At 67.0% G+C, this 12181-nt stretch carries 13 protein-coding genes (1 of these 13 running past the window's edge); 8 read left to right on the top strand and 5 right to left on the bottom strand.

Annotation, left to right across the window (positions count from 1 at the left end):
• Window positions 1–19: 19 nt before the first annotated feature.
• The 3 genes from APS40_RS04570 to APS40_RS04580 all read right to left on the bottom strand — a co-directional run bounded on the left by APS40_RS04570 (window position 20) and on the right by APS40_RS04580 (window position 3362).
• Entirely contained in the window at window positions 20–937 is a 918-nt protein-coding gene (locus APS40_RS04570) for an ABC transporter permease (RefSeq protein WP_055045943.1), read from the bottom strand.
• Complete coding sequence (locus tag APS40_RS04575) at window positions 937–2052, bottom strand: ABC transporter permease (RefSeq protein WP_055045944.1); 1116 nt, start codon at window positions 2050–2052, stop codon at window positions 937–939. The genes APS40_RS04570 and APS40_RS04575 overlap by 1 nt, the downstream gene beginning before the upstream one ends.
• 206 nt (window positions 2053–2258) lie before the next feature.
• The gene (locus tag APS40_RS04580) at window positions 2259–3362 is read right to left on the bottom strand and encodes a BMP family ABC transporter substrate-binding protein (protein WP_055045945.1); all 1104 of its coding nucleotides are present in this window, start codon (window positions 3360–3362) and stop codon (window positions 2259–2261) included.
• A 288-nt stretch (window positions 3363–3650) separates the two neighbouring features.
• Between APS40_RS04580 and APS40_RS04585 the strand changes: the two genes are divergently transcribed.
• From APS40_RS04585 to APS40_RS04600, 4 genes are all read left to right on the top strand, one after another.
• Window positions 3651–4259: a Rieske (2Fe-2S) protein gene (locus APS40_RS04585; protein WP_055045946.1), complete on the top strand. Its 609-nt coding sequence runs from the start codon at window positions 3651–3653 to the stop codon at window positions 4257–4259.
• Window positions 4256–5119, top strand: coding sequence for a hypothetical protein (locus APS40_RS04590; RefSeq protein WP_055045947.1), 864 nt, complete (start codon window positions 4256–4258; stop codon window positions 5117–5119). Before APS40_RS04585 ends, APS40_RS04590 begins: the two co-directional genes overlap by 4 nt.
• Window positions 5112–5735 (top strand): glutathione S-transferase family protein, encoded by a 624-nt coding sequence (locus APS40_RS04595; RefSeq protein ID WP_055045948.1) that lies wholly within the window; start codon window positions 5112–5114, stop codon window positions 5733–5735. Before APS40_RS04590 ends, APS40_RS04595 begins: the two co-directional genes overlap by 8 nt.
• 176 nt (window positions 5736–5911) lie before the next feature.
• On the top strand, window positions 5912–6211 hold the full coding sequence (locus tag APS40_RS04600; protein ID WP_055049543.1) for an endonuclease domain-containing protein: 300 nt from the start codon (window positions 5912–5914) through the stop codon (window positions 6209–6211).
• A gap of 97 nt (window positions 6212–6308) precedes the next feature.
• Here APS40_RS04600 and APS40_RS04605 read toward each other — a convergent pair whose 3' ends face one another.
• Together APS40_RS04605 and APS40_RS04610 are read right to left on the bottom strand one after the other, a co-directional pair.
• Window positions 6309–6614 carry an acylphosphatase gene (locus APS40_RS04605; RefSeq protein ID WP_055045949.1) on the bottom strand — a complete coding sequence of 102 codons (306 nt, stop codon included), beginning with the start codon at window positions 6612–6614 and terminating at the stop codon, window positions 6309–6311.
• A 91-nt stretch (window positions 6615–6705) separates the two neighbouring features.
• Complete coding sequence (locus tag APS40_RS04610) at window positions 6706–7689, bottom strand: LacI family DNA-binding transcriptional regulator (RefSeq protein ID WP_055045950.1); 984 nt, start codon at window positions 7687–7689, stop codon at window positions 6706–6708.
• A 194-nt stretch (window positions 7690–7883) separates the two neighbouring features.
• Between APS40_RS04610 and APS40_RS04615 the strand changes: the two genes are divergently transcribed.
• The 4 genes in view from APS40_RS04615 to APS40_RS04630 are tightly spaced (at most 24 nt apart) and all read left to right on the top strand, a layout consistent with a single transcriptional unit that may run on beyond the window.
• Complete coding sequence (locus tag APS40_RS04615) at window positions 7884–8993, top strand: BMP family ABC transporter substrate-binding protein (protein ID WP_055045951.1); 1110 nt, start codon at window positions 7884–7886, stop codon at window positions 8991–8993.
• 24 nt (window positions 8994–9017) lie between these two features.
• Window positions 9018–10544, top strand: a complete 1527-nt coding sequence (locus APS40_RS04620) for an ABC transporter ATP-binding protein (RefSeq protein WP_236884194.1) — start codon at window positions 9018–9020, stop codon at window positions 10542–10544.
• Complete coding sequence (locus tag APS40_RS04625) at window positions 10541–11608, top strand: ABC transporter permease (protein ID WP_055045953.1); 1068 nt, start codon at window positions 10541–10543, stop codon at window positions 11606–11608. Before APS40_RS04620 ends, APS40_RS04625 begins: the two co-directional genes overlap by 4 nt.
• Window positions 11605–12181, top strand: partial view of an ABC transporter permease gene (locus APS40_RS04630; RefSeq protein WP_055045954.1) — the 5' portion only. 344 nt of this gene lie beyond the right edge of the window; 577 of the gene's 921 nt are visible here — the first part of the coding sequence; its start codon is at window positions 11605–11607; its stop codon lies beyond the right edge, outside the window. The genes APS40_RS04625 and APS40_RS04630 overlap by 4 nt, the downstream gene beginning before the upstream one ends.

Below are 12181 nucleotides of genomic sequence, written 5' to 3' on the forward strand. Positions count from 1 at the left end.
CTGCTCATCGTCTCCGGCCTCACTTGGTGATCGACAGTTCGCCCGGCACATCCCGCGCCGCGGCCTTCGAGCCGGCGGAAATGATCATGATGATCAGCGTCAGGATGTAGGGAGCGGCGTTGAAGAAGTAGTAGCCCTGCGAAATGCCGATCGATTGCAGCGAGGGCCCGAGCGCTCCGGCGGCGCCGAACAGCAGCGCGGCGAAAATGCACTTGATCGGGTCCCAGCGCGCAAAGATCACCAGCGCCACGGCCATCAGCCCCTGGCCCGAGCTCAGCCCCTGGTTCCAGCTGCCCGGATAGTAGAGCGACAGGAACGCCCCGCCGATGCCGGCGAGGAAGCCGCCGGCCGCGGTGGCGAGGAAGCGCACCAGGTCGACCGATACGCCCATCGCCTTGGCCGAGGCGGCGCTGTCGCCGGTCATCCGGACGATCAGCCCCCAGCGGGTGTTCCTGAACGCCCAGAACATGAAGACGGCGAGCGCGATGCCGACGAAGAACAGCGGGTTGACCTCGAGCGCCTGGGCGAGCGCCGGATTGCCGGTCCAATCCCCCAGGGGGATGGCGTCGAGCCGCGGCGCCGAGGGCTGGATGAACGGCTTGCCGAAGAAGAAGGCGAGGCCGGTGCCGAAGCTCATCATGGCGATGCCGACGGCGATGTCGTTCACCCGCGGCAGCTTGCAGATGTAACCATGCAGCGCGCCGAGGCAGAGCCCCGAGCCGCCGGCGGCCAGCACCCCCAGCCAGGCATTGCCGCTGAGGTAGCTCACTGCGTAGGCGACCATGGCGCCGAGCACCAGGTTGCCCTCGAGCCCGAGGTTGATGCGCCCCGATTTCTCGGTGAGCGTTTCACCCAGGGCGACGAACATGAAGGGTGTCGACACCCGGATGGCGCCGCCGAGCATGGCGATCAGCACGGTGACCAGGGCGTTGTCCATCAGGTGCGCTCCCCCGTTGCCTTGGGCTGGAAGAGCTTCAACCGGCCGTAGAACGTCTCCGATACGAGGAGCACCACGAACATCATTCCCTGCAGCACCAGGATCGTTGCGTCCGGCATGCCCATCCGCCGCTGGATCACCCCGCCGGCCGCCGCCAGCGCCCCGAACAGGATCGCCACCGGGATCACCGCCAGCGGGTTCTGCCGGGCGAGGAAGGCGACGAGAATGCCGGTAAAGCCATAGCCGGCGACCAGCGAGGCATTGGCCTGCCCGTGGATCGCCGCGACTTCGAAGAAGCCGGCGAGCCCGGCGCAGGCGCCGGCAATGGCGCAGCAGACCACCATCAGCCAGCCCACCGGCAGGCCCTGCGCCCGTGCCGCCCTGAGGTTGCCGCCGGTCATCCGCGCCGCAAAGCCGAAGGTGGTGCGGCTCATCAGCACCCAGAGCAGCAGCGCCAGCACCACGCCCGCCGCAAAGCCCCAGTGCACCTCGGTGCCGGGGATCGAGCCGATGCGATAGGCATCGCCGATCGGCATGGTCGAGGGCTTGTTGGCCGAGGCCGGGTCGCGCAGCGCCCCCTCGACGAAGAAGTTCATGATGGCGATGGCGATATAGCTCATCAGCAGCGAGGCGATGGTTTCGTTGACCCCGCGCGCGTATTTAAGCCAGCCGGTGAGCCCCACCCACAGCCCACCGGTCAGCGCTGCAGTGAGGGCCATGACCAGGAGCGTCAACGGCACCGGCGCGGCATTCGAAACCAGCGGAATGGCGATGGCCGCAGCGCTGAAGCCGCCCAGCACCAGCGCCCCCTCGCCGCCGATCATGGTGAGCCCGATGCGCGCCGGAATGGCGAAGGCGAGCCCGGTGAGGATCAGCGGCGCCGCCCGCTGCAGCGAATTCTGGATCGAGAACGACGAGCCGAAGCCGCCGGTCCAGATCAACTGGTAGAACTGGACCGGATCCTTGCCGATGGCGAGGAGGAACAGCGCGAACAGCACCGCCGAAACCACCAGCGCGCCGAGCGGAATAGCGATGGACTCCGCCAGCCGCAACAGGCCGAGGTTCGGCCCGGCCTTGGCTGGGATAGCAGCGGTGTCGGCGGTTTCAGCGGTCATCGTCCCACGCGCTCCATCTCTTGCGGCGGTCACTGGGTCACCTCTCCCCTCAGGGGAGAGGTCGCCGCGTAGCGGCGGGTGAGGGGTGAAGCGTCAGCCGAGTGCACTCTGATGCAGCACACCCCTCACCCAAGCTCCGCTAAGGACCTTCGGTCCTAGCTGCGCTACCCTCTCCCCTGAGGGGCGAGGGGCGCCGAGATCCGAGATCAGGTAATCGACCCCTGCACCCCCTCGAGCAGCCAGTTCATGCCGTCGAGGTAGGGGTCGTAATTGTCGTAGTCCTTGTCGACGACGACCTTGCCGGTATTGTCCTTGAGCGTCCCCTTGTAGATCGGAGCGCCGGCGACCAGCGCGGCGATGGCGGCGTCGGCGGCCTTGATCGCCTCTGGCGTTGCGCCGGCGCCATAGGGCGTGTTGCGCAGCATGTCGTTATTGTAGCCACCGACCAGGAAGTTCGGCGGGGTTTTGCCGGCGGCGATGTCGTCGGCGTAGGATTTGTAGATCGTCTCCCACTTGTACTCGGCGCCGGTGATGAAGCCCTTGGGCGCCAGCGGCGCCTGGCTGGCATTGTGGCCGGCGGTCTTCACCCCGCGCCCCTCTGCGGTCTCGATCACCACCTTCGGGCTGTCCACATGGCAGGTGATGACCTCGCAGCCGGCATCGACCAGCGCATTGGTGGCCTCCGCTTCGCGCACAGGCAGGCTCCACTCGCCGGTGAAGATCACCTGCACCGTGGCATTGGGGTTCACCGAGCGCGCGCCGAGCAGTGCCGAGTTGATGTTGGAGAGAACCGAGGGGATTGGCTTGGCCGCGACGAACCCGATCTTGCCGCCCGAGGAGAGCCCTGCGGCGACCCCGTTCACGTAATGCGCCTGGTTGAGGTACGGGAAATACGAGCCGGCATTTGGCGGGTCGGTATCCTTGTTCCACAACGGCGCGGCGTGCCGGAAGGTGACGTCGGGATATTTCTTCGCCAGTTCCACCACGAACGGGTTGTAGTAGCCGAACGAGGTGGCGAGGATCAGGTTGGCGCCATCGAGGTTGATCATCGACTCCATGGACTTGGCCACGGCGTCGGTCTCGGGCACATTCTCTTCTTCCACCACGGTGATGCCCGGCAGTGCCTTCAGCGATTCCACCGATACGGCATGCGCCTGGTTCCAGCCGAAATCGTCCTTCGGCCCGACATAGACGATGCCGAGCACTACGCTGGTCTGCGCTTTGGCGATCCCGAACGGCAGCGCCGACGCGGCAAGCCCGGCTGCACCGGCTTTGAGCAATGTACGGCGAGAGATGGCAGTGAGTGTCATGACGTCTTCCCCTGGATTGCACCTTTGGACGCCGCCCTTCCGGGCCCAGCGCCGGTATCCGAGGAGATCAATGCAATCCATGTGCCAAGCCGGAGCAGCGTCTGTTCGGTGCTATTCCATCAACGTTTTCAGCGTCTTGACTGAAGTGACGCGAGAATCCCGCTTGCTCGGCCGAACCATTGAATGCTTAATGAGTCCGCAGGCTCGCCATATCTGCCTATTATTTGATCATCTCCATGTGCGTTGCATACAATAGCTTGACCACCGCTAACCAAGGACCGTTTGCCCATGGCTGACTGGATGCCGATTGCCCTGGGCCGCGACGTGCCTCCCGGCGTGACCCGGGCGGTGATCGTCGAGGGACGCGAGGTGATGATCTGGCGCGGCGAGGATGGCGTGGCGCATGTCTGGGAGGATCGCTGCCCGCATCGCGGCATGCGGCTCAGCCTTGGCTTCGTGCGCGGCAATGCGCTGAACTGCCTCTACCACGGCTGGCAATATGGCTCCGGCGCCAATTGCCTCCGCATCCCGGCGCACCCGGACCTGACCGTGCCACCCACCATTCGGGCCAACGCCTATGCCGCAGCCGAGGCCGGCGGCATGGTGTGGATGAGCAGCACTGGCGCTGACGCGCCGCCGCAACTGCCCGAGCTCGCCCCGGTGCTCAGCCTCGCCGTCGAAGCGGCGCCCGAGCGAGTGCTTGCCGAACTTGGCGGCTCGACCGCCCGGGCGCTGGTGACGCTGCCCCTCGCGGGCAGCACCCTGCACATCGGCTGGCACCGCGTCCATGCGACGAAAACCATGCTGCACGCTGTTGGCGCCGACATCGACATCGCCGCCGCCACGGCGCATCTGCGGGCCCTGCGCCAAAACCTCGAACAGGGAGCCGCCGCATGAGCCTCACCGACGACCGGGCCGCGCTCGACCAGTGGTACACGCTCGGCGCGCTCAAGGACTTTCCCATTGGCGTCACGACACAGTCGCGCCTGCTCGGTGAGGATCTCACCGTCCGCCGCCACCCGGATGGCGTCGAGGTCCGCGCCGCCGGCCGCGCCCTGTCGGTCCGCACCGACTACCGGCATCTCTGGGCCAGCTTCGGCACGCCGGAGCGGGGACTGTTCGAGCTGCCCGAAGCCCGCGAGCCCGACCGCCGCTGGATCTTTTGCGGCCCGGTGCGCGTCCGGGCTTCCGGCCTGCGGCTGGTCGAGAATTTTCTCGACCTCGCCCACTTCCCCTATGTCCACACCGATATCCTCGGTTCCGAGGCGCACCCCGAAGTGGCCAAGTACGAGGTCGAACAGCGTCGCGATGTCGATGAGCTCTGGGCCACCAAATGCGAGTTCTATCAGCCGAGGGCCGCGGCGGCCTCGGACGAGGGCCAGATCAGCAAGTACATGTACCGCGTGGTCAGCCCCTTCAACGTCATGCTCTACAAGACGCCGCCCACCGCGCCCGAGCGCTGGGACGTCATCGCGCTGTTCGTCCAGCCGCTCGATGAGGCAGTCTCGGTCGCCCATGCCTTCATGCTGGTGATCGACGAGACCAGCACCGACGCCGAACTCAGCGCATTCCAGCAGATGATCTTCGTCCAGGACAAGATCGTGCTCGAGAACCAGCGCCCCTCGCTCTTGCCGCTGCAGCCGGGCCGCGAAACCCCGACCCGCGCCGATCTGAGCTCGGTGCTCTACCGCCGCTGGCTCAAGGAGAAAGAGCTTCGCTTCGGCACGGACCCCAGAACGGACCTGCCCAATGCCTAAGCTCTACGACTATGTGCTTTCGGGCAGCTGCTACAAGGTGCGCCTGTTGCTCAATATGCTCGGCATCGCCCACGACACCCGGGCGATCGATTTCTTCCCCGGCCGCGAGCACAAGCAGCCGGGGTTCCTGGCACTGAACCCCCTCGGCCAGTTGCCGGTGCTCGAAGACGACGGCCTCGTCCTCCGCGACGCCCAGGCGATCCTCTGCCACCTCGCCAACAAATACGACGCGTCAGGCCAGTGGCTGCCGCGCGACGAGCGCTTCGGACCGGTCATGATGTGGCTGAGCTTTGCCGGCGGCGAACTCATGGCCATCTCCGGCGCCCGGATGATCGCCATGCTCGACTATCCCGGCGACCTTGCTGCTCTGCGGGCAAAGGCCCGCGCCGCCCTCCGCCTCCTCGACGACCACCTTGCCGACCGTGCCCAGGCCGGCGGCCTATGGCTTGTCGGCGACACCCCGACCATCGCCGACCTCGCCGCGTTCCCCTACGTCGCCCTGAGCCACGACGCCGGCATCGGCCACGAGGATTATCCGGCCATCAACCTCTGGCAACGCCGGGTACGGAAGCTGCCGGGATTCGTGGGAATGCCGGGGGTGCCGGATTATTTCTAGGCTTGCAGACCGGTCTACTCATGGGCCTGCCGCCGACCCGACAGTCGGGAGTCATCTCCCGCTTGCGGGGGAGGGGGACCACGCATAGCGTGGTGGAGGGGGGAGCCCCACGAGCGGAGCTGGCCTTGCGATCACCGGACTTCATTCGCGAGCGCGCGAGGGACTTGCGTCGCACGATGACGCAGCCGGAAAGGCTGCTTTGGGCGTTGCTCCGCCGTAACGAACTGGGTTGGCATTTTCGTCGCCAGCACCCTGTCGGGCCCTACGTCCTCGACTTCTATTGCGCGTCGATGAAGCTGGCCGTTGAGGTCGACGGTCCGGTACATCAGGAGCAGATTGACCGAGATCAGCGTCGAACGGCCTGGCTGAGGAAAGAGGGGATCAGGGTGCTCCGGTTCTCCACGGAGGACGTCGACGCACGACCTGCTGCGGTGTTGGCGGCTATTGCGTCCGCTGCGTCCGGTTCAACCGCCTGACGGTGCGTGGGGCTCCCCCCTCCACCAGCCTTCGGCCGGTCCCCCTCCCCCGCAAGCGGGAGAGGAATCCCGACTGCGAGCTAGTGAGCCAATCCCCTCAGCCCCGCACCTCGAACCCGTTCCCCACCGGCCCTGCCTCGTCCACTGCCTCGATCGTCTCGACCAGAGCTTCGAGCGGCCCGAGCGTGCAGGCCATTTCCAGCGCCCCGACCAGCGCTTCCGGCCCCGCCGCCACCAGCGTCACCTCGGCGCCATCGGCACTCACCCAGCCGCGAATATCGAGCCAGCGCGCCCGTTCGGCGACGAACTCGAGGTAGCTCGCAAACTCCAGGCGGCCGCGGATTGCATAGCGCCGCCGCACCGGCGCGCCGCCTTCGACATCGGTGGAATAGTGCTGGTGCATCGCGCGAAGTTAAGCCGTTTCCGCGCTGACGGTCGAGCCCGCGTCCCCTCTCCCCTCTGGGGCGAGGGGGCGATGGGGCACCACCAGCCCCCTACTCCACCCGCGCCGTCGAGCCGCGCCCGACCAGCGTCACCGGCAGCACCAGGTCCTCGGTCGGCCGGGTGGGATCGTCGAGCCGCGAGATCAGCAGGTCCGCTGCGCGGCTGCCCAGCTCGGCCAGCGGCTGGCGGATGGTGGTCAAATCGATCAGCGGCCAGCTCGCCCATTGCATGTCGTCGAAGCCGAACACCGAGACGTCGCCGGGAACGCTCATGCCGCTGTCCTTGAGCACGCTCAGCGCCGCGATGGCCACCAGGTCGTTGACGCAGGCGATCATCGTCACCTCGCGCCGGCGGATCGCCTCGACCGCCTGCGGCGGCAGTTGCGGCACCAGGTGGACGTTGACTTCCCAGATCAGCTCCAGCCGCCCCGCCGCCGCGTCGACAAAACCCTGGCGGCGCTCGAAGCTGCTGGTGAGATCCTGGAAGCCCGAGAGCATGCCGATGCGGCGATGCCCCAGCGCAATGGCGTGCTCCGCCATCAACCGCCCGCCCGCATAGTGATCGGCATGCACGCTGTCGAGCCCGGGGAATTTCGCATCGAGCGAGACGATCGGGAAGATCGGCGGATCGCCCAGCTTGAATTTCGGGTGCAGCAGCGCCACCGCGCCATCGACGCCATGCTTGGCGAGGGTCCGCACCACCTTCTCCTCGCGCATCGGCGCATTGCCGGAATCGATCACCAGCGTTGCGTAGCCATGCGCCTCAGCGCGCAACTGCACCGCCTGGGCAATTTCCGGGAACACCGGGCTGGTGAGGGTGGGCAGGATGCAGCCGATGATGTTGTTGCGGCCGGTCTTCAGCGCGCGGGCCGCATTGTTGCGCGAGTAGCCCAGTTCCTTGGCGATGCGCCGTACCAGCGCATCGACTTCCGGGGTGACCTTGTTGAGGTCGTTGAGCACATAGGACACTGTCGCCGAGGAGACCCCGGCGGCTTTCGCCACGTCCTTGATGGTCGGGCTCCTGCCCCGCGTCATCTGATCCCCGTTTCCCGCATCGTCATCTGTGGATGAAGTTCATAGCCCTGCCAAGTGCTTAGCGCCGAGCGACGGCGGGTCCAACCAAAGCACGACGAAATCCATCTTGACTCCCCCTATAGCACCCCGCTTATCTATTTACACGATTAAACGACCCGATCGTTCAGTCTCATCGCATCGTGTGGAGGAGTTTCATGTCCAAATCCGTAACCCGCGTGGCGTTGCGCCGCGCTGCCCTCGGGCTGGTCAGCGCCACGGCGCTGCTCGCCGCCACTGCCGCCGGCGCGCTCGCCGCCGACAAGGTCCTGCTGCTGGTCAATGGCGCGTTGGGCGACAAGTCGTTCTTCGACTCGGCCAACAAGGGCATCGAGGAGATCAAGGCCAAGTATGGCGACGAGGTCGAGACCAAGGTGCTCGAGATCGGCGACGATCCGACTGGCTGGGAGCCGGCTTTGCTCGAAGTTTCCGAGCAGGATTGGGACCTGATCATCGGCGGCACCTTCTCACTCAGCGAGACTCTCGGCACGGTGGCCGAGCAGTATCCGGACAAGAAGTACATCCTGTTCGATGCGAGCCTGCCCTTCGAAGGCGGCGCCTACCCGAACGTCTATGCCGTGCAGTACAAGCAGAACGAAGGCTCCTATCTGGGCGGCATCCTCGCCGCGGGCCTCCTGAAGTCGGGCCTCCCGGCCGATGCCGGCACTTCGCTTGGCTTCCTCGGCGGCATGGATATCCCTGTCATCAACGACTTCCTCGTCGGCTATATCGCCGGCGCCCAGTCGGTCACCCCTGACGTCAAGGTGTCGGTCGCCTATGCCGGCTCGTTCACCGATGCGGCCAAGGGCAAGGAGCTCGGCCTCGCCCAGTATCGCTCGGGCGTCGCCATCGGCTTCATCGCCGCCTCGCAGGCCGGCCTCGGCCAAGCCGCTGCCGCCAAGGAAACCGGCAAGTTCGTGCTCGGGGTCGATTCCGACCAGGAAGCCATCTTCGCCGAGAGCGATCCGGCGATCGCCAGCCAGGTGGTGAGCTCGGTGCTGAAGAACGTCGATGTCAGCCTGGTCCGGGCCTACGACCTCTATAAGGAGGGTAAGCTCCCCTTCGGTTCGGCCGAGACGGTCGGCCTCGCTGAAGGCGCCGTCGGCATCGTCGAGACCGGCAACTACGAGAAGCTGGCATCCGCCGAGACCAAGGCCGCCGTCGCCGACGCCAAGGCCAAGATCGCCTCCGGCGAGATCGTCGTGCCCACCGCCTTCGGCATGGACACCGCCGCGATCAACGCCATCCGCGACGCCGTCCGTCCGTAAGCGCCAATGCAGAGCTCGCCGCATATGGCCGAGGGTCCCATCGTCTCGTTCCGGGGAGTGTCGAAAACCTACCCGAACGGCACCGTGGCCCTGACGGAGGCTTCCTTTGACATTCGAAGGGGCGCCATCCATGCCATTTGCGGCGAGAACGGCGCCGGCAAATCGACGCTCATGAAGATCCTGTTCGGGCTCGAAAGCCCGAGCGCCGGAGAGGTCCTGATCGATGGCGCCGCGGTCGATACCGTGACGCCGGACTTTGCCGGCCGGCACGGCATCGGCATGGTGCATCAGCACTTCTCGCTGGTGCCCATCCTCACCGTCACCGAGAACATCATCCTCGGCCACGAGCCGCGCGCCTCGATCTTCATCGATCGCAGCAAGGCGCGCCGCCAGGTGGTGGAGCTCAGCCGGCGCTTCGACCTCGCGGTGGATCCCGATGCGCGCACCGACACACTCTCGGTCGCGGCGCAGCAGAAGGTCGAGATCCTGAAGGCGCTGGCCCGCGATACCCGCCTCTTGATCCTCGACGAGCCGACCGCCGTGCTGTCGCCCCCCGAAATCGAGGAGCTGTTCAACCGCCTGCGCGACCTCCGCGCCGCGGGGATGACCATCCTCTTCATCTCGCACAAGCTGCACGAAGTGCGGGCGCTGGCCGAAACCGTCACCGTGCTGCGCGCCGGCAAGGTGGTGGGCACCACGCCGCTTGCCGAGATCGCCGATGCCGAGATCACCCGCATGGTGATGGGCCGCGATGTCGACGTACCGCGGCGCCAGCGCCAGGTGATCGACGCGCCGGTGGTGCTCGAACTCGCCCATGTCTCGACCCGCTCACGCGACCCGGCCGACCGCATCGAGGACATCTCGCTTTCGATCCGCGCCGACGAGATCGTCGGCATTGCCGGCGTCGATGGCAGCGGCCAGCGCGGCCTCGTCGGGGTGCTGAGCGGGTTGATGCATCCGGCCTCCGGCAGCATCCGGCTCTCCGGCGCCGACATGTCGCGGGCCGCCGCGCCCGACTGGCGCCAGGCCGGCCTCGCCTACCTCCCCGCCGATCGCTACGCCCGCGGCGGCACCGCCTCGCTCAGCCTCGCCGACAACGCCGTTGCCGGCACCGATGGCGACAAGGCGCTGCAATGGGGCCCGTTCCTCCGCCGCGGCGCCATCCGCAGACGGGTGCAGCAGATGATCGCCGATTACGCGGTGCGGGCCGGCGGCACCGGTGAGCGGCTGGATTCGCTGTCGGGCGGCAATGCCCAGAAGCTGATCGCGGCACGCGAGCTTGCGGGCGCGCCGAAACTGCTGATCGCCGACCAGCCGACCCGCGGCGTCGATGTCGCCGCCGCCGCCCTGCTGCATGGCCGCATCGACCTCGCCGCCCGCAACGGCGCCGCCGTGCTGCTGATCACCGCCGATCTCGATGAGTTGCTGCGGCTCGCCGATCGGGTGCTGGTGCTGTTCAACGGCCGGATCGTGGCCGACCTCGCCAACCATGCCGGCCTGACGCCCGCGGCGCTCGGCCCCTACATGCTCGGGCTGGAGACGGCCGCATGACCCGCGCCATCCTTGCCGGCCTCACCGAATTCGCCCTCACCGCACTGGTCATCGTGCTGGTGATCCTCGCCGTGCTGGTGCCGCTGGCGCTGTCGCAGCCCGACCCGCTCGAAGTACTGCGGCTCTTCGTCCTAGGCCCGTTCGGCACCATCCGCCACATGGGCAACATCCTCGAGGCGGCGACGCCCACCATGATGACCGGGCTTGCCGCGACCGTCATTTTCCGCGCCGGCATGTTCAACCTGGGCGTCGAAGGCAGCTTCTTTCTCGGCGGCCTCGCCGCCGCGGCCACTGCCGTGCTGCTGCCGCTCACCGGCTTCGTCGCAACGCCAGCCGCCATTCTGATCGGTGCCCTGGTCGGTTCGCTCGCCTGTATCGTGCCGGGCTACCTGCGCGTGCGCTTCGGCGCCTCCGAAATGGTCAACTCGCTGGTGCTGAACTTCGCCTTCCTGTTCGCCGGGGTGTATTTCCTCAACTACGTGCTGCGCGACCCCAATGCCGGGGCGCTGATGTCCTACAAGCTGCCTGCCGATTTCACCCTCGATCGGCTGCTGCAGGGCACCCGCCTCCATAGCGGGGTGGTCATCGCCTTCCTCGCCTGCCTTGTCGGCGGCATCTGGCTCTATGGCACCCGCTCCGGCCTCAATATCCGCATCGTCGGCTCGAGCCCCGGCTTTGCCAGCCATCTCGGCCTCCCGTCGTCGAAGCTGTTGATGCAGGCGCAGATCGCCGGTGGGCTGATCGCCGGCATGGCCGGGGCCATCGAAGTGCTCGGGCTCTATAGCCGCTTCTCCTGGACGGCCCTCCCCGGCCATGGCTGGACCGGCATCACCGTCGCCATCCTGGCGCGCGAAAACCCGTTCCTCGTCATCCCGGCCGCGCTGTTCCTCGCTTATCTGCAGGTCGGCGGCGACATGCTGGCGCGCAATCTCGACGTGCCCAGCGAAATCGTCGGACTGGTGACGGCCGCCATCATGCTGGCCGTGACCGCTGCCGCAATCTTCCGCCACCCCGCCTTCCTTCGCCTGATCCGCGACATCAAGGGCCAGGAGCAAGGCGCATGATCGAGTTCTTCAGCGCCTTCGCCGACCCCGCCGTGTTCGCCACCGTGCTCAGGGTGATGACCCCGCTGCTGCTCGCGGCGCTCGGCGTCCTCATCTCCGATCGGGCCGGCGTGCTCAATATCGGCATGGAAGGCATCATGCTGTCGGGCGCGCTGATTGGCGTCCTGGTCAGCGCCGCCACCGCCAACCCGTTTCTCGGGCTCCTGGCTGCCCTCGTGGGCGGCGGACTGCTGGGCGCGTTGATGGCGTTCTTCATCAACGGACTGGGCACCCAGTTCATCATTACGGGCATCGCGTTGAACATGGCGGCACTTGCCGCGACGACGCTGGGCCTGTTCCTTGCCACCGGCGACAAGGGGATGTCGGGCGCGCTCAAAAGCGGCGTGCTGCCCAATATCGACATCCCCTTGCTCGGCGGCGTGCCGGTTCTCGGCCCGCTGCTCTCCGGGCACCACATGCTGACCTACATCGCCATCCTCGCCGTGCCGGCCGTCGCCGTCATGCTGGCGCGCACCCCATTCGGCCTCCACATCCGCGCCGTCGGCTCCGATCCTAAGGCAGCAGCCGCCGCCG

This window comes from Devosia sp. A16 (assembly GCF_001402915.1).
In the GTDB taxonomy this organism is placed as follows: domain Bacteria; phylum Pseudomonadota; class Alphaproteobacteria; order Rhizobiales; family Devosiaceae; genus Devosia_A.